The organism is Bacteroidetes Order II. bacterium (assembly GCA_016788705.1).
GTDB lineage: Bacteria > Bacteroidota > Rhodothermia > Rhodothermales > UBA2364 > UBA2364.
In genome coordinates this window covers 76,215-94,817 of sequence record JAEUSQ010000050.1, presented here as the reverse complement: position 1 = coordinate 94,817, position 18,603 = coordinate 76,215, and the positions used below count along the sequence as shown (strand labels likewise).

Below are 18,603 nucleotides of genomic sequence, written 5' to 3'. Positions count from 1 at the left end.
TCAAGAAGGTTTATATGCGGTCGTACTCGATAGGGGTGCTGTAAGGTGTGAGGCGTTGCCCGTCTTTTTCCAAAAGCTCCATCACCTGCAAGCGGTCTTTTGCAATGGTTTCGATCAAGGTAAAACGCATTCCATTACCCCAATCGTTGGGCGCATGAAGCGTAAAAGCTTCGTCGTTCAAGGCATATTCGGCGGGAGCAAAGCGTGGACTCACTTGAAGCGTACCAAAATCAATGGAAAGCGTTGGATTGTCGTTGGTAAGTTGCGCCATGGGGAGCGAATCGGGTAACTGATAGGCATAAAGCCGCACGGTTTGCGCGTTCACGCCTTCAAAAAAGAACAAGTGATGGTTGATTTTCTCGCTGCCATCAGGATAAGTGTAATAACTTTCTTCGATGAGCCAAAATCCGTTCCGCGATGGTGCGTTCCTAATTTTCTCATCTGCAAGGCGGTTGATATGGCGGGCAAAAGGATGGGCTTGTGTGCCATTTTTTCGCTCGCGTTCTACTTGTTGGTGGTTGTCAAAGTCGCCTGTAATGTAAGTTTGAAATAAATCAAGGACTGTCATTTATGTTATTATGATAGGGTTTGATGGCAAGAACATGGTTTCATAAATTGGCAGAGCCTGCACTTTGGGCGTGTTAATTCTGAATCGTAAACGCTGCCACACGTTGCTACGTTCCGATGAGGCTACGAAAAACGGCAAGGCGAGAATGCGAGATTGGGTTTTGGGTAACGACGGAACTGTATGCAGTTGCCCGACTGCGGGCTGCTTTTCGGTCGAGCCACACCGCAGTTGTTGTGAGCTACGCGATTTGTCGTCAGGCCATTGACATATAGTTTTTGTTGCGTTAGGTTTTTCTATAATGGTGGCCCAAAATTAAGGGAATTCGAGATAGTCATTTTTTTTGTGCATTTAATATGCAGGAAATAATTATTTTTACAACGTGTTTGAGGGCGAAAAATAAATTTTGAACTTTATTCTAAGAAATGGCTAATATATAATAGAGGAAAATAAAACATTACCTCCTACACCAAAAGCTTGGAGAATGACTTTCAGGGGTAATATTGATTGATTGATTATCCTGAAAACCAAAGGTAATGTTATTTTTAACGTTTTTTAGCGAGAATAAGGTTTTTTTATTGTCTGGTTTGGTCAAATTTTTGGAAACTAAATACTAAAAATATGTCAAAAATTTATTCGTAAATGAAATTTTCATACAGCGATAAAAAATAAAATAACCCCTAATTCGGCTACATATGCTGTAATGTAATCAGGGGTATTTATATTACACATTATCTAAAGAAGGATTCTTGAAAATTGTTTTTGGCATCACTTTAGCATGGCTCCCATCGCCCCCCAAGCGCGTTATTTTTTAGCTCGCCTCGCATCAACATCCTTGCGCCGCTTCTTGTCGGCCGTGTACAATCCTCGTTTACCTTTGGTTATGTTACACATATTCTTCGATCGGCGGGCAGGCACATACCAAATTCCGGTCGCCATACGCATTGTCCACCCGTCCTACATATGGCCAGAACTTGTGGCTTCGGAGGCCGAGTAATGGGTAAGCGGCCTTCTCGCGGGAATACGGGCGTTCCCATTCCCCAAGCAATACCTCGGCAGTATGGGGAGCATGTTTTAGTACGTTGTTATCAGCGGGATAAAGCCCGTTTTTTACTTCTTCCATTTCCTGACGAATGGCGATCAGGGCATCACAGTAGCGGTCTAATTCGGCTTTGGTTTCAGATTCGGTCGGCTCTATCATGATGGTTCCTGCCACCGGGAAACTCATGGTAGGCGCATGGAAACCATAGTCCATGAGGCGTTTGGCCACATCTTGGTCATCAATCCCTGTTTCTTTTTTCAATGGACGAAGGTCTATCATAAACTCATGCGCCGATCGGCCATTGCTTCCTTTGTATAAAATCGGAAAATGCCCTTCTAAGCGCTTGGCCATATAATTGGCATTCAAAATGGCATATTTGGTGGCATTGGTCAACCCTTCTGCACCCATTAAGGCGATGTATGCCCACGAAATGAGCAATACACTTGCCGAGCCGAAAGGGGCTGCCGAGACGGGGCCTTGTGCCAAACCGAGGGAAACCACGGGGTGTCCGGGTAGGTGGGGCGTCAGGTGCTTGGCCACGCAAATGGGTCCCATGCCAGGCCCGCCTCCTCCGTGTGGAATGGCAAAGGTTTTGTGCAAATTCAGGTGGCAGACGTCTGCGCCAATGGCTGCCGGAGAGGTGAGGCCCACTTGGGCATTCATATTGGCGCCGTCCATATAGACTTGTCCGCCGTATTGATGGATGATTTCGCAAATTTCGTGGATGGCTTCCTCAAAAACGCCATGCGTAGAAGGGTACGTCACCATCAGTGCGGCCAAATTGGAGGCGTGTTTTTCGGCTTTCATGCGAAGGTCCGATACATCTATATTGCCATGATCGTCGCAATTTACCACCACCACCTTCATTCCAGCCATCACCGCCGAGGCCGGATTGGTGCCGTGTGCCGATGAAGGGATTAGGCATACGGTGCGGTGGTGGTCGTTATTGGCTTGATGCCATGCACGAATCGTTAGCAAGCCCGCATATTCACCTTGTGCGCCGGAATTGGGCTGGAGCGAAACGCCATCAAAGCCCGTAATCTCGGCAAGCCAGCGCGAAAGCTCCTCAAAAATCATCTTATAGCCCGTCACTTGGTCTTCCGGCGCAAAGGGATGGAGGCCGCCAAAAGCAGACCACGTTACCGGAATCATCTGTGTGGTCGCATTGAGCTTCATGGTACAGGAACCCAGTGGAATCATGCTGGTGGTGAGCGAGAGGTCTCGCGATTGCAGGCGGTGGATGTAGCGGAGCATCTCGTGCTCGGTCTGATACAGGTTAAAGACCGGATGTGTCAGATAGGTTGACGTTCGGCGCATATGGCCTTGATAGCCGCTTTCTATATCCTGTGCATACAAGGCGGATGTCCGCTGAAAATTGGTATGTAAAAAGACTTCCAGAAGGGCATCCACATCGGCAGCGGTGGTGGTTTCGTCTAAAGAAATCCCCAGATGGCCATTTGGAAAAGTGCGCACATTGAGGTGCTTGGCCAACCCTCTTGAAACCGCAAGGTCAGCGTCGTGATGGTTCATTTCCACCTCAATGGTATCGAAGAAATCGGTGGTAAGGACGTTAAAGCCTTTGTCCGTAAGTCCTTCTACCAAAATTTTGGTAAGGTCATGAATGCGTGTAGCGATTTTTCGCAGGCCTGTCGGGCCATGATAAACGGCATACATCCCCGCCATCACCGCCAAAAGGACTTGTGCTGTGCAGATATTTGAGGTTGCTTTGTCTCGGCGGATGTGCTGTTCACGGGTTTGGAGTGCCATCCGAAGGGCCGTTTTGCCATTGGCATCTTTAGAAACCCCGATAATCCGTCCGGGCATTTTGCGTGTAAAGGCTTCCGAGGCGGCCATAAACGCGGCATGTGGTCCGCCATAGCCCATCGGAACACCAAACCGTTGTGTATTTCCGATGACAATATCGGCCCCAAACTCGCCGGGCGGTGTGAGCAAGGTCAAGCCCAAGAGGTCTGCTGCTATAATAACGGTTGCTTTGGCAGACTTGGCCCTTTCGCAGAAGGTACGGTAGTCGTGAACCTGTCCGGTGGTGTTGGGGTATTGCAAGACCGCCCCAAAAACATCGTCATGGAAGGCAAACGTTTGCCAGTCTCCCACCTCTACTTTAAATCCTAAGGGCAGTGCACGGGTTTGGATAACGGCGATGTTTTGCGGATGGCAATGGGCATCCACAAAAACCGTCTGCCGTTTGGGTTGTTGGCCATGTGCCATACTAACCGCCTCGGCACAAGCGGTGGCTTCGTCTAAAAGGGAGGCATTGGAAATTGGCAGTCCAGTAAGATCCGCCACCATTGTCTGGAAGTTCAGCAGGGCTTCCAACCGGCCTTGTGCAATTTCGGCCTGATAAGGGGTGTATTGGGTGTACCAGCCGGGATTCTCCATGATGTTCCGGAGAATCACAGGGGGCGTAATGGTATCCGAATAACCCATTCCGATGTAGGACTTGAATATTTTGTTTTTGGAAGCAATCTTACGCAGGTACGCCAAGACTTCCGATTCGGCCATCGGCGGGTCTAAAGCCAAGGGTCGAGGCAGACGAATGGATTCCGGGACGGTTTGTTCTATCAGGTCTTCTAAGGTTTCTGCGCCCACCACTTCCAGCATGGCTGCCAAATCGGCAACAGAAGCGTTGTGACGGGGTTCAAAACAGTCTAAAGGGGCGAGTTGAATAGACATAACAACTTTGTAGGTGAATGGTTTAGGCTTTTTGCAAGTTAATCAATCCCATCCGGAGGATCTGCGAATTTGTCTTCAGGTTCTTTGAAAGGGCTTTTTTGATAGCATAAAGCCCTTCTTGGTATCGAGGGGTCTTGTTGCTCCCCGAACAAATCGGGAGCCAGTTGCCCAAGGGCAAACAACGCCAAGGATGGCTCATCTTGTCCTGCCAGTACCCCCGATAACAGGCGAATGGGCAAAAAATAACCCAAAACTTGTTTGTCTCATGTAGGCATTGTATTATGATCTACGTTTATTCGCCGCCCACCTTCACGCAAAAACATGCTGTGTGGAAGGACGCGGAGCAGACCGCCTAAGGGAACAATTACGCGGAAAAGCCGCAAGGATATGCTTAAGGAGTGTAATTTTCAGCAGGCTGCGGTAAACGTTTCTGCACCAGCTAAAGCCAAGCAAGTGGTGCAAAGTCTTGGTAGGTCCTCATGCGGTCTTACCGTATTCGTATGACCTGCTTTGTGTGAGAGGACGTTGGGGTTAGCAACCGAACCCAATACACTCCATTGGGCAATTCGTTACCTGCGTCATTTTTCCCATCCCATACAACCGACGTTTGACCAACTTCCAGATGCCCCTGAAGGAGTGTACGTACTTGCTGCCCCAATAGGTCATAGACCATTACTTGTATGCGCTGAGGAGCGGTCAGCGTGACCGGAATCCGAACCTCAGAAGAAAAAGGCATTGGATATGCAGCGGATAATCTGGATTGGGTGGGAAGGGCGGTCTCTTGCGATTGTGCAGCAGATGTACGGGTGTGCCAGAGCGCCAAGCGCGGCGATATCTTGCCCCCAGCCGATGAGAACTCGCCGCCCACATAGAGTTCGCTGCCGAGGACGGCAAGAGACAAAACCGTATTATTCGTGCCTTGTCCGAGTGCCGCCTATGTATTGGTCGCTGGACTGTATTTGGCGATGTTATTAGCTTTTACGCCGCCTATCTGCAAAAACTCGCCGCCTACATAGAGGTTGCCTTGTGCATCTTTGGCAAGGGCATAAATCACAGTTACAGCATCCTGGTTTTCAAAGCGGCTGTCCCAGTTGGCATCATCGTCGGTGGGCGTGCTTTGGGGGATAAAGCGCGGTGCGCCGTTTGCGTCCTGCACCATGCGGAAGCCCTTGGCCTCGTAGCTACCGGCGGGCAGGTTGCGGCGGAGGCGACCGTCTGCATCTAAGGCTTTTTCAAGCGGTGTAGCAGGAGTCGTAGGGATTTGGGCCATCACCCCAAAAGGGAGGAGTTAACACATCCAAAAAACAAGTGGTATAGAAAGGCAGTCATTTGTTTGGCGCTTTTGCATTAAAGAGAAACCTTAAAATACTATATACCTACATACCAAAACAAAACTTAATTATTCAGTTTACCCAAACTTAAGGGACTATACTTCCATCGCCAATTGTGTCAAGAAAGCCCGCAGGAAATCGGCCCGGCATTTTGCTTCTTTTCGGCCCGTTTCGGTTTGCATTTTATCTGGCAATAAGAGCAACTTGGTGTAAAAGTGGTCTATGGTAAACGTGGCATCGTCGGGCGGGCGTTGCGTGCAAAAGGGGTCTTGGAGGCTGTATAACGGCTTGCCCCAAGCACCACCGAGCATGAGGCAGCGGGCCAGTCCCACCGCGCCGATGGAATCCAAGCGGTCGGCATCTTGAACCACTTTGGCCTCGATGGTTTCGGGGGGGATATTGGCCGTGAAGCTATGCGCCTCTATGGCATGACGTATGTCTGCGAGATGCTTGGTGGGATAGCCAATTTTCTTTAGAAATTCCTCGGCTTTCTGTGCAGAAATGCGGGAGGCTTGAGAACGAAGCGGACTTGTTTTCTCGACATGTACACAGTCGTGGAGCCAAGCGGCGGGAGTCACTACGGCCAAATTGGCGCCTTCGGTAACGGCCAAGACTTTGGCTGTTTTCACCACCCGCTGGATGTGTGAAAGCCCGTGTGCGGCATCACTGCCGGGTTGTCTTTCTAAAAATGCCCTAATCTGGGCTTCCCATGCTTCCATTTGGTTGTGTTTTCAACGTAAAAAAGTGAAGATACGTTGCTTGTTTTGTATGGCCAAAAAGAGATGGGTTTTTGCTGCGTATTGCCCTATTTTGGCTTGATGACTGGAGCCTGGTTGAAAGTGTAAGGACTTGTAAGACCACCAGTAGGACTTTTTGTGCTTGTTTTGTGTTCATAAAAAAAGCCCGGAATGAGCCTCCGAGCTTTTCTGATAGACGCCTGTGTGCTTAGTTAGAGATCGAAATCCCCAACATCGGGAGGAAAAATTCCTCGGTATAGGGGTTGGCCACTAATTTTAGGATAACAGTTGCGGGAAGTGGGCCTAACTTCATTTCTTTCGAGAGGTTCAGCCCCAGTTCCGTAAGACCTGCTTTATTGGTTCCATAGTAGCCGCTCTTGCTTAGTGTGCCGCCGCCTACGATCTCGAACGTCAGGTTGTTACGGGTAATGGGGTATTTTACCTGAACGTAATTGGACTTGTCGTCGTCTCCAGAGACATTCAGGTTGCCATTAATGCTAAGTGGGAAGTTTTCTGGACCGCTCCACGTGGCATTCAACTCTATGGTTTGATACGTATCGTCATCGGCAAACACAAGGTAGTCGGTTGCGCCAACGGCCAAAGAACCCGCATTGCCCAAGCCCAATTCGTAGGCAGCAATCAGGTCCACTTCTTTGGCGGGGCCATGAGTTTTACCTTCTGGTACGCCAAATGCAAATTTGTCTAAGGTGAGGTTGCCCCAAGCACTAACAGACAATTTACCAATCCCTAACGACAGGCCTGGTTGGATACTGGGGCCATAGCCCAACATGCCATTCCGCCAGTGATATTGGCTGTATAGGTCGAATGTAACGCCCACTTCAACTTGGGCAAATGCCCCTGGGGCCATGAAGGCCATCATGAGTAGGAGGGTAGAGAGTCTTTTTTTCATGTCGTTTTAAGTTTTGTTGGTATAAGAATATTGGTTATTGGGGAATTTAGGGTTTTTAATTAAAAACAAAAAGTTATTAGGATTATGTTATTAATAATTTAAGTTAAATACACACTAAATCATTAATTTATTCAAAAGTGGTTGATAGGTATCCACTCTTCGGTCTCGCAAAAAATGCAAGAGTTCACGGGCTTCCCGTATTTTTTGCAAGGCACAATCGGCGTAGAGAATGGTTTCATCGGAGCCGGCTTGTGCCAGAAGGTCGCCAAAGGGATCGCTGACGAAACTTTTGCCATAGAACGTCATCTCGTCCTCGGTTCCTACGCGGTTTACGGCGGCAATAAACACGCCGTTGGTAATGCCGTGTGAACGGATAACGGTTTGCCATGCAGCATCGGAAGAATAATCCGGACGGTCTGGCTCCGAGCCTATCGCAGAGGGATAAAAGATAATGCCTGCGCCCTGTAAAGCAAAAATCCGCGCTACTTCCGGGAACCACTCGTCCCAGCAAATCCCTACGGCAATACACCCAAACATGGTCTGAAAGACCGGATAGCCAAGGTTTCCGGGCGTAAAGTAGTACTTTTCGAGATATTGCGGGCCGTCTGGAATGTGGGTTTTGCGGTATTTGCCCAGATCGCGGCCATCAGCATCGAAGACCACGACCGTATTAAAATACACACCGGGCAGGGCTTCTTCATAGATTGGTACGATGATCACCACACCCAACTCCGCAGCCAGTGCCGAAAGGGACTGGGTTGTTGGATTGGGCAAGGGTTGTGCATACCGATACCCACTTACTTCCACCCGTTGTGGGAAATATACCGCATTGTACAACTCTTGCAAGCAGATGATTTGTGCGCCATGCGTAGCGGCCTCTTGGATTTTTTCGATGGTTTTGGCTTCGTTGGCGGTAACATCGGGGCCACAAGATAACTGCAAAAGAGCGATTTTTACGGAACTTAGGTCGTTCATTTCGTTCGTTCGGTTTGGCGGGTATTATTTAGACGATGGTTCCTGTTTGGTGATACAGTGGATGCCACCACCGCCAAAGTTGATGGCAGTTGCATCTATCTGAATCACTTTACGGTCGGGGAAAAGGCTCTCCAATTGCTTTTTGGATTGTTCATCGCGCTGTTTTAACACAGGATCCATACCAGGACGATAAAATTTTTGGGCGATGATGAGGCCATTCGTAATCAGAAAATTCAGGTAACTGGCAGCAGCAACGGTGGCTACGGGTCTGCCAACGGGAAAAGGGATGCCCGTTTTTTTGTATTCCATGGTTGCGATATAGTCGTAGGTTCCATCTCCGGGCTTTTGCATCCGGATGATAGAGCGAGGCATAGGCATACGTACAATTTTGAAGGGTTTTTCATCCTGATCCGTTGCGTTCCGCAGGATTTCGAGGTTTTCGTCTATACGTTTTTTATTCTCTACGGCAATTGGGTCGTCCATATCGCTCGGATCCACTTCGGCAACGGCAATGGTTTGGGCGTCAATAAACCGGACATGCTCATCAATGTGGCCATTGGTGGTGACCACAGTATATACTTTTTGGCCGTTGGGGCCGTCTATGGGGCCATTGAAGGTATGTTCGTCTTCCAGCACGCCTTTTTTTAACCAGATCACTTTTTTGAGGTGGTATTTTTGTTTATAGATCGCAGCCATTTGGTCTAAGGTGAGGTTCGGATTACGGCTTTGGTCGGATTGTGCAACCGCAAGCATCACCCCTTTGCCATTAAATTCATGGTTCCCGCCTTCCGAAATCATCCCTGTGGAAGCCAACGCTAATCCTTCCATTTTGGCAATTCGTTCATCCACGGTTTCGTCTAAATCTGCCAGCACATCGGTTGTGTCAGGGATATAGCCCCAGGTGTTAAAGTTGAGATCCACCATTTTTTTTCCTCCTTTACCATTCACTAAATAGGAGGGGCCCATGTCGCGCACCCAAAATTCCTGATAGTCCATTTTGATGACCTTAATCTTGCCACTGGTGAAGGCTTCTGCGGGTAACTTGGGTTTGATAACATTGAGGGCCGAGTCGTTTTTGACAATCAATTTTACAGAGGTGGTTTCAATAATGGAACGGATAATTTGGGCTATTACATCCTCGTTGTTCTCATCTGCAAGGTGTTGCACGTTGTTTAAAGCCATCCACACAGCATCTTGGGACTCAAATTCACCGGGCATTCTCCAATCAGTGTTAACTGTCTGGTGGGGTTCGGACGTGGAAGCGGGCTTCTGGCAAGCGGAAAGAAAAAAACTTATAAACAAAGTGAGCACGAGGGTACGCATGATTGTTTTTGATTAAGGTTTTGTAAAGGTTATTATGTGCTTTTTTGCATAGAATCAAAAATTGTTCTTTGATGGGTGGGCAAACACAATTTAAGTTCTTTTAGTCTAATCAAGAAAATATGAATGAAAAATATTGAATTTTAAACCATTCTTCTTTACATTTAAGTAACAGGAAGCCCACCAAAATTTAAAAAACACAAATCATCACATGTTTAAACAATATATCGGCGGCCAATGGTGCGATGCCGTAGGTGGCGGGGAATGGTCGGTGATCAATCCGGCGGATGAATCCGTCATCTTGCAAATTCCATTTGGCGGGGCGGCAGATGCCCGGGCTGCTTTGGCGGCTGCGGAGGCTGCTTTTGGCGGCTGGAAGGCGATGAACCCGTATGAACGGGCAGGTATTTTGAAACGAGCCGCAGAAATAATGCGGGAGCGGGCCTATGAGTATGGGGAAAAAACGGTACTGGAGTCAGGCAAGCCGTTGATGGAAGCTGCAGGCGAATGGATTGTTGCCGGAAATTTATTTGAATGGTTTGCCGAGGAAGGGAAACGTTCTTATGGCCAGATTATTCCCGCAGCACGGAATGGCAAGCGCCAACATGTCATTTATCAACCAATTGGCGTGGTGGGGATTATTACGGCGTGGAACTTTCCGGCCTATAATACAGCACGGGTATGGGCGGCGGCATTGGCGGCAGGATGTACTTTTGTGGCCAAACCGTCTGAATTTACCCCTATGACGGCGCATCTGATGACGGCGGCTTTGGAAGAAGCGGGCTTGCCTGCGGGCTGTGCCAATTTGGTGATCGGAGATGCGCCTGCCATCGGAGAGGTGTTTCTGGATAGCCCCGCTTGCCGGAAAATCCACTTTGTAGGTAGTACCCGTGTGGGCCGTTTGCTGATGGATGGTGCTTCTCGGACGCATACCAAACTCTCGTTGGAATTGGGCGGCAATGCCCCCGTCCTTGTGTTTCCGGATGTGGATGTAGAGAAAATGGCGCCCTCTGCGGTCTCGGCCAAGTTCCGAAATTGTGGCCAGGTCTGTATCTCGCCACAACGCTTTTTGGTACACGAGGCGATTTATGACCGTTTCGTGGAAATTGCGACCACACAGACGGTGGCCCTAAAATGGGGGAACGGCTTGGCGGTTAGTAGCAATGTAGGGCCTTTGATCAATGAACGTCAGCGCGTGCATGTGGACGACTTGGTGAAGCGCTCCATTGCGCATGGTGCCCGCTTGATGTGTGGCGGAAGAATTCCGGAACTACCTGAAAAAGGCTACTTTTATCAGCCTACGGTGTTGGCAGATGTGACGCCCGATAATCCCATCTTTAATGAAGAACTTTTTGGGCCAGTGATGCCCATTACCCCATTCCGTACAACCGAACAAGCCATTGCCCTTGCCAATCAAACAGAATATGGCCTTTCGGCCTATATCTGGACGCAAAACCTGAGCAATGCCATGCAGGTGGCCGAGGCCATTGAATTTGGCATTGTGGGGGTAAACGAATGGGCGCCCCAATCAGTTGAAGCGCCTTTTGGTGGTTGGAAGGCCAGTGGCATTGGTGCGGAATGTGGCCAAGACGGACTCCACGAATACCTTGAACAAAAACTAATTTCCTACGGCTTATGAAACCTCTTACCCCATTTTCCAACCGGAAAACCTCTCTCATCGGAACACCCGTTCCACAAACGCCTCTCGCACGCTTCCTGATGGGGGCGGTATTGGTCTTGGTTGCCTTGATTCCGATGGCTGTATTTGCACAAGAAGCAGCAGAAGATGCCGAGGCCGTGAAACAATATTTTGGATGGCTCTCGTTAATCCCGCCGATTGTGGTAGTGGCGGCGGCAATCCTGATGAAACGTGCTTTTGAACCTTTGGTGCTTGGATGCTTGGTGGGATTTGTAATGACGGATGGGCTCTCCGGTTTCTTTACAAAGTCGGTGGATACCACGATGGCGGTGCTGATGGATGAGTCTTCGCAATGGGTGATTATGGTGTGTGGCTTGTATGGATCGCTCATATTTTTGTTGATGATTTCCGGGTCTGCGCTGGCCGTAGGAGAAAAACTAAAAGAACATGCCAAAACCCCACGGAGTGCGCTCTTGGTGACGTGGTTTATGGGGATTTTCTTGTTCTTGGATGACTATCTGAATGCACTTACAGCGGGCGTTACGATGCGGAAGGTGACGGACTCGCACCGCATTTCCCGCGAGATGCTGGCGTTTGTGGTTTCTTCGATGGCCGTAACGGCGTCGGTGCTGATCCCAATGTCCACTTGGCAAGCCTATGTGGGAGAACTGCTCGTGACATCAAATTTAGTGACCGAAGACAATGCTTGGCAGGGCTTTGTCTGGACAATTCCCTATAACGTATATGCATGGGTGAGCCTCTTCTTGGCGCCTTTGGTTATTTTTAAGGTGTTGCCTATGTTTTCTGGTCTAACAAAAGCGGAGTTGCGCGCCCAAACCACCGGCCAGTTGGTTCCGGATGGCTCCGAACATATGGTGGCCGAGATGCCACTCTCCGGAACAGCCCACAAAGCGCAGTGGTTTGACTTTGTGGTTCCGGTTGTTGTCCTTATTGCCGCTACCTTCTGGATGGAAATTGATGCGTTGAAAGGGATTTTTATCGCCATTGTATTCACCATTCTCTATTACTGGGGCCGTGGTTTGGCCACATTTAACCAACTTTCTGATGGTATTTGGGAAGGATTCAAAAGCATGGTGTTTGCACTTGGCATCCTGATGCTTTCCTACATCCTCAAAAAATTGGGTGATGATATGGGGTTGACCGAATTTGTGGTGGATAGCATCAAAGATGTTAATAAAGGGTTTTTACCTTTGCTGGTCTTTGTAAGCCTCGGCGCCATTTCGTTTGCAACGGGTAACAACTGGGGAATGTATGCCATTGCCATTCCATTGATGGTTCCTGTGGCAGCGGCAACAGGAATTAATCCGTATCTCTTGATTGGGGCCATTATTGCAGCAGGGGTTTTTGGGGCCCATGGTTGTTATTACTCCGATGCACGGGTACTCGTTTCTGCAGCAACCGAAGTGGATAATGTTCGGCATGGCCAAACGCAAATTCCGCTCGTAATGATTACCTTTGCCGTCACCTGCCTGATTTACTTGGTCTTGGGCTTTACGGCCTAATAGAATCTTTTTTATACAATGGGGGTTGTGTAGGGCGACCCCCATCTTTTGGATGCAAAAATGATTTATGCAACATTGCCTTCGGGGCTGGTGGTTCGTGAAGCCCGGCCTGAAGATGCGGCAGATATGGAGGCGGTCCAGCGTGCCTGCTACCCCACCCTCTCGGAGGTGGAAATCATTACGGCGGCCCATTTTACGAACCATATTCGCCTTTTTCCAGAAGGGCAAGTGGTGATCGAGGACAACGGGCAGGTCATTGCCTCGGCCTCGGCCATTCGGTATCATTATGCCAACGAACACCATACCTTCTTAGAAATCTCGGACAACCTCTGGTTCGGTACACACGAACCAAATGGCGAATGGCTATACGGGATGGATATGGGCGTCGCGCCAGATTATCGTGGGCAAGGATTGGCGAGGCAAATGTATAATGCACGTCATCAGGTCTGTCTTAGACTCGGCCTAAAAGGCCAAATTATCGTAGGGATGCTGAGTGGGTACCAAACCTATAATTCGCAATATGACGACCAATACACGATCGAACAATATTACGAAAAGGTAAAAAATGGCGAAGTTTTTGATCCAACGGTCTCGGTTCAGGAACGAAATGGTTTTACCATCACCAGTCTGATTACCGAATACCTAGATGACCCCTGTTGCGGAAATGCAGGTGCGTTTCTCAGAAGGTCGGTCTAAATTCTTTCCCACCTGTTCCTTTCGCTATGTACACCTCCTCAATCTCATTAGTTAAACATTAATAGAATCCTCTTTAACGTTAAACCGGAAAAACGGAACCATTGACTTTATGCCAACAATTCAACTTAAAACAGCGATTCCCGGACCCATGAGCCGTGCAATTTTAGAAAGACGTGCGGCTGCTTTCCCAAACGGCTTGGCCAAATCTACCGAAGTGGTGGTGGCAAAGGCGCATGGCGCCATTGTAGAAGACGTGGATGGTAACATCTTAATAGACTTTGCAGGGGGGATTGGAATGCAAAATGCGGGCCATTGCCCGCCTTCGGTGGTACAGGCCATTCAGAAACAGGCCGAGCAATACATTCATCCAGGGCTTTTGGTCACCACGTTTGAACCGGCCATAGAACTGGCGGAGATGTTGAATAAACTTGCTCCGATGAAAGGTCCCAATAAAACCCTTTTGTCCTCCTCGGGAGCCGAAGCATTGGAGTATGCGGTTAACATTGCAAAATATTATACAAAACGTCAAGGCATCATCGTATTTGAAGGTGCCTATCATGGCCGAACCTTGCTGACGATGAGTCTAACAAGCAAGTATAACCTCTTTAAACGTGGATACGGTGCGATGGTGGGTGATATTTACCGGATGTACGCCCCCAATCCATATCGTCGGCCAGCCGAACTTTCCGAAGACCGATACATAGATTGGGCCATCCGGCGCTTCGAGGATGCTCTTGTCTCGCATGTGGACCCCTCGGCGGTAGCAGCAATTTTGATTGAACCTGTGCAGGGGGAAGCTGGCTTTGTTCCGGTACAGCCACGGTTTATGCAGTACTTGCGTGAAGTAGCGGATAAACATGGGATTGTGTTGATTGCCGATGAAGTCCAGGCTGGGTCTGGCAGGACGGGTAAACTGTTTTCTATTGAACATACGGGCGTTGAACCCGATATTGTCACCGTCGCAAAATCGGTAGGGGCGGGAATGCCCCTTTCTGCCGTTATTGGAAAGGCGGAAATCATGGATGCACCCCATCTGGGAGCAGTAGGTGGGACGTACTCTGGCGCACCGCTTGCGGCGGTTGCAGGCATCGAAACGCTTAAAATCTTGACCAGTGAGGCTTTTGTTGCGCACGGAAACCGTGTTGCCGAGGTCATGGAAGAAGTGCTCTCTTCTTGGGTGAAGCGTTTCCCGCTGGTAGGCGCGGCACGTGGCTTGGGCGCGATGCGTTTGGTCGAGTTTGTGAAAGACCGCGAAACCAAAGCACCAGACCCCGATCTGACGCTGGAAATCATCAAGGATGCTTCTGCCCAAGGGCTGATCCTCATTCGGGCGGGCTTGTTCTCCAATGGCATTCGTTTCTTACCACCTATGGTAATTTCGGAAGAAGACCTGCGCGAAGGCTTTGCGATCCTCGAAGGTGCTATCGAACGGGCGCATAAAAAGCGTGGTATCTCAATTGAAAGTGTTGTCTGAGGTTGATTTTGGCTGAAGATGATGGTCTAATGGTTACTTTCATCCAAACCCCACAGATCAGGCATTGCATTCTATGGGCGCGAATTGGTATATTTCGCGCTCCAAACGGGTTCTTAGCTCAGTTGGTTAGAGCGCCACGTTGACATCGTGGAGGTCGGTGGTTCGAGTCCACTAGGACCCACAACATATAAGAGCGTTTCGGAAAACCCGATGCGCTCTTTTTGTTTGGGTAAAAATTGTGGTGGATGTGTCTTAAAACGAATAAACTGCCGTAGTTTTATCACATAACAAGTTTACCGAAATTACCGTCTTACAGACTTATAAGATGATTCAACTAACCCTTCCGGATGGCTCCATCCGTACGTATGAAAGTGGCGTGACCGGGCGCCAAGTTGCTGAAAGTATTTCGATGGGCTTGGCCCGGAATGCCTTGTCTATCTCGGTGAATGGAACTGTAGTGGACTTATCCCGCCCTATTACAGCCAATGCCGACATTGCTATTCATACATGGAATGATGAGGAAGGCAAAGCCACCTATTGGCATTCTTCTGCACACCTAATGGCCGAAGCCATCGAAGCCTTATATCCTGGCACGTTGTTTGGCATTGGTCCGGCCATCGAACAAGGCTTTTACTATGATGTGGATCCCGGCCCCGACCGTAAACTGACCTCGGAAGACCTGCCCAAAATAGAGGCTAAAATGGTGGAATTGGCGAAGCGCGATGTGTCTTTTGTACGTAACGAAGTAAGCAAGGCCGATGCCGAAGCGTATTTTCGTAAAAAAGGAGACCCGTACAAGTTGGAACTGATCGAGGGGCTACAAGACGGCGAAATTACGTTTTATGCGCAGGGCAACTTTACAGACCTTTGCCGTGGCCCGCACATTCCTTCTACAGGGGCCATCAAGGCCATAAAATTACAGGCGGTGGCTGGGGCTTACTGGCGTGGGAAGGAAACAAATCCGATGATGACACGAATTTATGGCATTACCTTTCCTAAGAAAAGTGAGTTGGAAGCGCACTTGCTCCGGTTGGAAGAGGCCAAAAAGCGCGATCACCGCAAGTTAGGCAAAGAATTAGAACTCTTTACTTTTTCGGAAAAGGTGGGAATGGGGCTACCTCTGTGGCTACCTAAAGGGGCAGTCTTGCGAGATACGTTGGTGGAGTTTTTGAAGAAAGCCCAAACCGAAGCCGGGTATTCGCCTGTTGTTACGCCTCATATTGGCAGCAAAGCCCTATACGTTACATCGGGGCATTACGAAAAGTATGGCAAAGATTCTTTTCAACCAATTGCCACGCCAAATGAGGGCGAGGAATATTTGCTTAAGCCGATGAATTGCCCACATCACTGTGAAATATATAAATCCAAACCACGCTCGTATAGGGAGTTACCCATTCGGTTTGCAGAATTTGGAACGGTCTATCGCTACGAACAGTCGGGCGAGTTGCATGGACTAACACGTGTCCGGGGTTTTACGCAAGATGATGCCCATCTCTTTTGTCGGCCCGACCAACTCAGCGACGAGTTTAAAAAGGTGATTGATCTGGTGTTATATGTCTTCACTAAACTTGGATTTGAGGACTATACCGCACAAATTTCCCTCCGCGATCCCGAAAACAGAGAAAAATACATTGGCGCTGACGAAGTGTGGGAAAAAGCCGAGCGGGCAATCATCGAAGCTGTGGCCGAAAAAGGTTTGCCTGCCATAACTGAATATGGGGAAGCTGCATTCTATGGCCCTAAATTAGACTTTATGGTGCGGGATGCGATCGGACGGAAATGGCAATTGGGGACTATACAAGTAGATTATAACCTACCCGAACGATTTGAATTGGAATATACCGGAGCCGACAACCAAAAACACCGTCCTGTGATGATTCACCGGGCACCTTTTGGGTCTCTAGAACGTTTTGTAGCGGTTCTGATTGAGCATTGTGCGGGCAATTTCCCCGTTTGGTTGGCACCCGTACAGGCCATTGTCTTGCCTATTACCGATGCCCAGAACGATTATGCACGTCATGTGGTAAAAAACCTACAGGCTGCCGGCTTCCGCGCCGAGTATGATGAACGTCGCGAGAAAGTGGGAAAAAAAATCCGAGAAGCCGAACTCCAAAAAATTCCTTTTATGCTGGTTGTGGGAAAACAAGAGGCCGAAAACCACACCGTAGCCGTCCGCAAACACGGCGAGGGAGATATGGGGGTGAAAACGGTACCCGAATTTTTCAAGATGCTACATGAATTAATAAATATCTGAAAAAATATCTTGCACGTTTTTTAAAAAACAAGCCCCAATCCTAAAATGGACTTTGTGGGGTCTGTGTTTTTTTCTATATTAGAACTTTCCTTCAAAAATCGTTAACTAAACCCTTACAGCCATCGGAAAACAGTTTCAGGGCCAGCGAAATCAAGACAAAGATCGCAACCGAGACCAGGGGCCTCGCATTAATCGGCAAATCCGTGCAGACATCGTCCGTTTAGTGGACACCGAGGGGCAGCACGGTATCATGACCTTAGATGAAGCGCTCGAATTGGCGCAAAGACGGGAGTTGGATCTGGTGGAGATTTCGGCAGATGCCAAACCCCCCGTTTGTAAAATTATTGATTTTGGTAAATTCCGCTACGAACAGCAAAAAAAAGAGCGCGAGGCCAAAAAGAAACAACATACCATTGTTCTCAAGGAAATTCGCTTTGGACCACAAACCGATGAGCACGATTTTCAGTTTAAGCTAAAACATGCACAAGAGTTTTTGGCTGAGGGAAACAAAGTGAAGGCCTATGTGCAATTTAAGGGACGTGCTATCATGTATAGCAACCAAGGAGCCGAGTTGTTGAAACGCTTTGTGGCCGAATTGAAAGAAATCTCGAAGGTGGATCAGGCTCCGACCCTTGAAGGGCGCCGTATGACCACTATTCTCTCGCCGGTCAAGAAAAAATAAGGCATCCTCTAACCTGTTTTTTTAGAAAGACTAACCTGATCTTCATTGGGGTGTGGGTGTGTCTTTTTGTATTTTAGAAATTCTGCAATTTTTGCAGGCTTCAGACCAACCCATAAAATCTTTAACGGCCATGCCAAAAATGAAATCCAACAGCGGCGCAAAAAAGCGTTTTAAGCTGACGGGCAGCGGCAAGATCAAACGGGAAAAAGCATACGCAAGCCACATCCTGACGAAAAAGTCTCGGAAACGGAAACGCGATTTGCACCAATCCACGCTGGTCTCGCCTCAAGATGCACCGCGTGTACACCGGATGCTCCAGGCCTAATGCGCCGCAACCGATCCGAAAGGACGGTCTTTTATAATCACCATTTAACGAGGAGAAACGCAAATGCCACGCTCGGTAAACCATGTGGCTTCCCGTCGCCGTCGTAAGAAAATTCTGAAACTTGCGAAAGGCTACTGGGGTTCTCGCAGCAAACTGATCACAACCGTTAAACATGCGGTGGATAAAGCGCTGGGCTATGCCTATCGCGACCGCCGCCAGCGTAAGCGTCAATTCCGCCGCCTTTGGGTGGCGCGGATTAATGCCGCCGCCCGTTTGAACGGAACCACGTACTCTCGGCTAGTTCATGGTCTGAAGCAACATAACATTGAACTGAACCGAAAAGTACTGGCAGATCTTGCCGTGAATGACCCCGATGCCTTTGCCGCAGTAGTCAGCAAAGTGAACGGCTAAACGGAAGTCAGTATCCCCTGATAAG

17 protein-coding genes and 1 tRNA gene are annotated in these 18,603 nt (G+C 48.8%); 9 read left to right on the top strand and 9 right to left on the bottom strand.

The features are described from left to right. Positions 1 to 10: 10 nt before the first annotated feature. The 9 genes from JNN12_12895 to JNN12_12855 all read right to left on the bottom strand — a co-directional run bounded on the left by JNN12_12895 (position 11) and on the right by JNN12_12855 (position 9,577). Entirely contained in the window at positions 11 to 568 is a 558-nt protein-coding gene (locus tag JNN12_12895) for a hypothetical protein (GenBank protein ID MBL7979229.1), read from the bottom strand. 883 nt (positions 569 to 1,451) lie between these two features. After that, complete coding sequence (gcvP, locus tag JNN12_12890) at positions 1,452 to 4,301, bottom strand: aminomethyl-transferring glycine dehydrogenase (GenBank protein MBL7979228.1); 2,850 nt, start codon at positions 4,299 to 4,301, stop codon at positions 1,452 to 1,454. Positions 4,302 to 4,339: 38 nt separating this feature from the next. After that, the gene (locus JNN12_12885; protein MBL7979227.1) at positions 4,340 to 4,552 is read right to left on the bottom strand and encodes a hypothetical protein; all 213 of its coding nucleotides are present in this window, start codon (positions 4,550 to 4,552) and stop codon (positions 4,340 to 4,342) included. A gap of 236 nt (positions 4,553 to 4,788) precedes the next feature. Further along, positions 4,789 to 5,202 (bottom strand): T9SS type A sorting domain-containing protein, encoded by a 414-nt coding sequence (locus JNN12_12880; GenBank protein MBL7979226.1) that lies wholly within the window; start codon positions 5,200 to 5,202, stop codon positions 4,789 to 4,791. 33 nt (positions 5,203 to 5,235) lie between these two features. Beyond that, positions 5,236 to 5,571 carry a hypothetical protein gene (locus JNN12_12875; protein ID MBL7979225.1) on the bottom strand — a complete coding sequence of 112 codons (336 nt, stop codon included), beginning with the start codon at positions 5,569 to 5,571 and terminating at the stop codon, positions 5,236 to 5,238. 156 nt (positions 5,572 to 5,727) lie between these two features. Continuing rightward, on the bottom strand, positions 5,728 to 6,351 hold the full coding sequence (locus JNN12_12870; GenBank protein ID MBL7979224.1) for an HD domain-containing protein: 624 nt from the start codon (positions 6,349 to 6,351) through the stop codon (positions 5,728 to 5,730). Between the two features lie 226 nt (positions 6,352 to 6,577). Further along, positions 6,578 to 7,279 (bottom strand): hypothetical protein, encoded by a 702-nt coding sequence (locus tag JNN12_12865; protein MBL7979223.1) that lies wholly within the window; start codon positions 7,277 to 7,279, stop codon positions 6,578 to 6,580. 114 nt (positions 7,280 to 7,393) lie between these two features. Further along, a complete protein-coding gene (locus tag JNN12_12860) occupies positions 7,394 to 8,254 on the bottom strand; it encodes a carbon-nitrogen hydrolase (protein MBL7979222.1) in 861 nt (286 codons plus the stop codon). Positions 8,255 to 8,278: 24 nt separating this feature from the next. Further along, positions 8,279 to 9,577 carry an agmatine deiminase family protein gene (locus JNN12_12855; GenBank protein ID MBL7979221.1) on the bottom strand — a complete coding sequence of 433 codons (1,299 nt, stop codon included), beginning with the start codon at positions 9,575 to 9,577 and terminating at the stop codon, positions 8,279 to 8,281. Positions 9,578 to 9,785: 208 nt separating this feature from the next. Here JNN12_12855 and JNN12_12850 point away from each other — a divergent pair, with 208 nt between their 5' ends. From JNN12_12850 to rplT, 9 genes are all read left to right on the top strand, one after another. Beyond that, entirely contained in the window at positions 9,786 to 11,213 is a 1,428-nt protein-coding gene (locus JNN12_12850; protein ID MBL7979220.1) for an NAD-dependent succinate-semialdehyde dehydrogenase, read from the top strand. Continuing rightward, on the top strand, positions 11,210 to 12,736 hold the full coding sequence (locus tag JNN12_12845; protein MBL7979219.1) for a hypothetical protein: 1,527 nt from the start codon (positions 11,210 to 11,212) through the stop codon (positions 12,734 to 12,736). Before JNN12_12850 ends, JNN12_12845 begins: the two co-directional genes overlap by 4 nt. A 60-nt stretch (positions 12,737 to 12,796) precedes the next feature. Continuing rightward, positions 12,797 to 13,432, top strand: a complete 636-nt coding sequence (locus JNN12_12840) for a GNAT family N-acetyltransferase (GenBank protein MBL7979218.1) — start codon at positions 12,797 to 12,799, stop codon at positions 13,430 to 13,432. Positions 13,433 to 13,541: 109 nt separating this feature from the next. Beyond that, a complete protein-coding gene (locus JNN12_12835; protein ID MBL7979217.1) occupies positions 13,542 to 14,906 on the top strand; it encodes an aspartate aminotransferase family protein in 1,365 nt (454 codons plus the stop codon). Positions 14,907 to 15,013: 107 nt separating this feature from the next. Continuing rightward, a tRNA-Val gene (locus tag JNN12_12830) sits at positions 15,014 to 15,087 on the top strand. Between the two features lie 144 nt (positions 15,088 to 15,231). Further along, entirely contained in the window at positions 15,232 to 17,160 is a 1,929-nt protein-coding gene (gene thrS, locus JNN12_12825) for a threonine--tRNA ligase (GenBank protein MBL7979216.1), read from the top strand. Between the two features lie 121 nt (positions 17,161 to 17,281). After that, complete coding sequence (locus JNN12_12820; protein MBL7979215.1) at positions 17,282 to 17,842, top strand: translation initiation factor IF-3; 561 nt, start codon at positions 17,282 to 17,284, stop codon at positions 17,840 to 17,842. A gap of 130 nt (positions 17,843 to 17,972) precedes the next feature. Further along, on the top strand, positions 17,973 to 18,167 hold the full coding sequence (gene rpmI, locus JNN12_12815) for a 50S ribosomal protein L35 (protein ID MBL7979214.1): 195 nt from the start codon (positions 17,973 to 17,975) through the stop codon (positions 18,165 to 18,167). Positions 18,168 to 18,230: 63 nt separating this feature from the next. Then, positions 18,231 to 18,578: a 50S ribosomal protein L20 gene (gene rplT / locus JNN12_12810; protein ID MBL7979213.1), complete on the top strand. Its 348-nt coding sequence runs from the start codon at positions 18,231 to 18,233 to the stop codon at positions 18,576 to 18,578. The last annotated feature ends 25 nt before the right edge of the window (positions 18,579 to 18,603 follow it).

Excerpts from the sequence above, each read along its gene's own strand:
- rpmI (MBL7979214.1), top strand. The coding sequence starts at position 17,973 with ATGCCAAAAATGAAATCCAACAGCGGCGCAAAAAAGCGTTTTAAGCTG.
- JNN12_12840 (MBL7979218.1), top strand. The coding sequence starts at position 12,797 with ATGATTTATGCAACATTGCCTTCGGGGCTGGTGGTTCGTGAAGCCCGG.
- JNN12_12850 (MBL7979220.1), top strand. The coding sequence starts at position 9,786 with ATGTTTAAACAATATATCGGCGGCCAATGGTGCGATGCCGTAGGTGGC.
- rplT (MBL7979213.1), top strand. The coding sequence starts at position 18,231 with ATGCCACGCTCGGTAAACCATGTGGCTTCCCGTCGCCGTCGTAAGAAA.
- JNN12_12875 (MBL7979225.1), bottom strand. The coding sequence starts at position 5,571 with ATGGCCCAAATCCCTACGACTCCTGCTACACCGCTTGAAAAAGCCTTA.
- gcvP (MBL7979228.1), bottom strand. The coding sequence starts at position 4,301 with ATGTCTATTCAACTCGCCCCTTTAGACTGTTTTGAACCCCGTCACAAC.
- JNN12_12865 (MBL7979223.1), bottom strand. The coding sequence starts at position 7,279 with ATGAAAAAAAGACTCTCTACCCTCCTACTCATGATGGCCTTCATGGCC.
- JNN12_12845 (MBL7979219.1), top strand. The coding sequence starts at position 11,210 with ATGAAACCTCTTACCCCATTTTCCAACCGGAAAACCTCTCTCATCGGA.
- JNN12_12895 (MBL7979229.1), bottom strand. The coding sequence starts at position 568 with ATGACAGTCCTTGATTTATTTCAAACTTACATTACAGGCGACTTTGAC.
- JNN12_12855 (MBL7979221.1), bottom strand. The coding sequence starts at position 9,577 with ATGCGTACCCTCGTGCTCACTTTGTTTATAAGTTTTTTTCTTTCCGCT.
- JNN12_12870 (MBL7979224.1), bottom strand. The coding sequence starts at position 6,351 with ATGGAAGCATGGGAAGCCCAGATTAGGGCATTTTTAGAAAGACAACCC.
- thrS (MBL7979216.1), top strand. The coding sequence starts at position 15,232 with ATGATTCAACTAACCCTTCCGGATGGCTCCATCCGTACGTATGAAAGT.
- JNN12_12860 (MBL7979222.1), bottom strand. The coding sequence starts at position 8,254 with ATGAACGACCTAAGTTCCGTAAAAATCGCTCTTTTGCAGTTATCTTGT.
- JNN12_12835 (MBL7979217.1), top strand. The coding sequence starts at position 13,542 with ATGCCAACAATTCAACTTAAAACAGCGATTCCCGGACCCATGAGCCGT.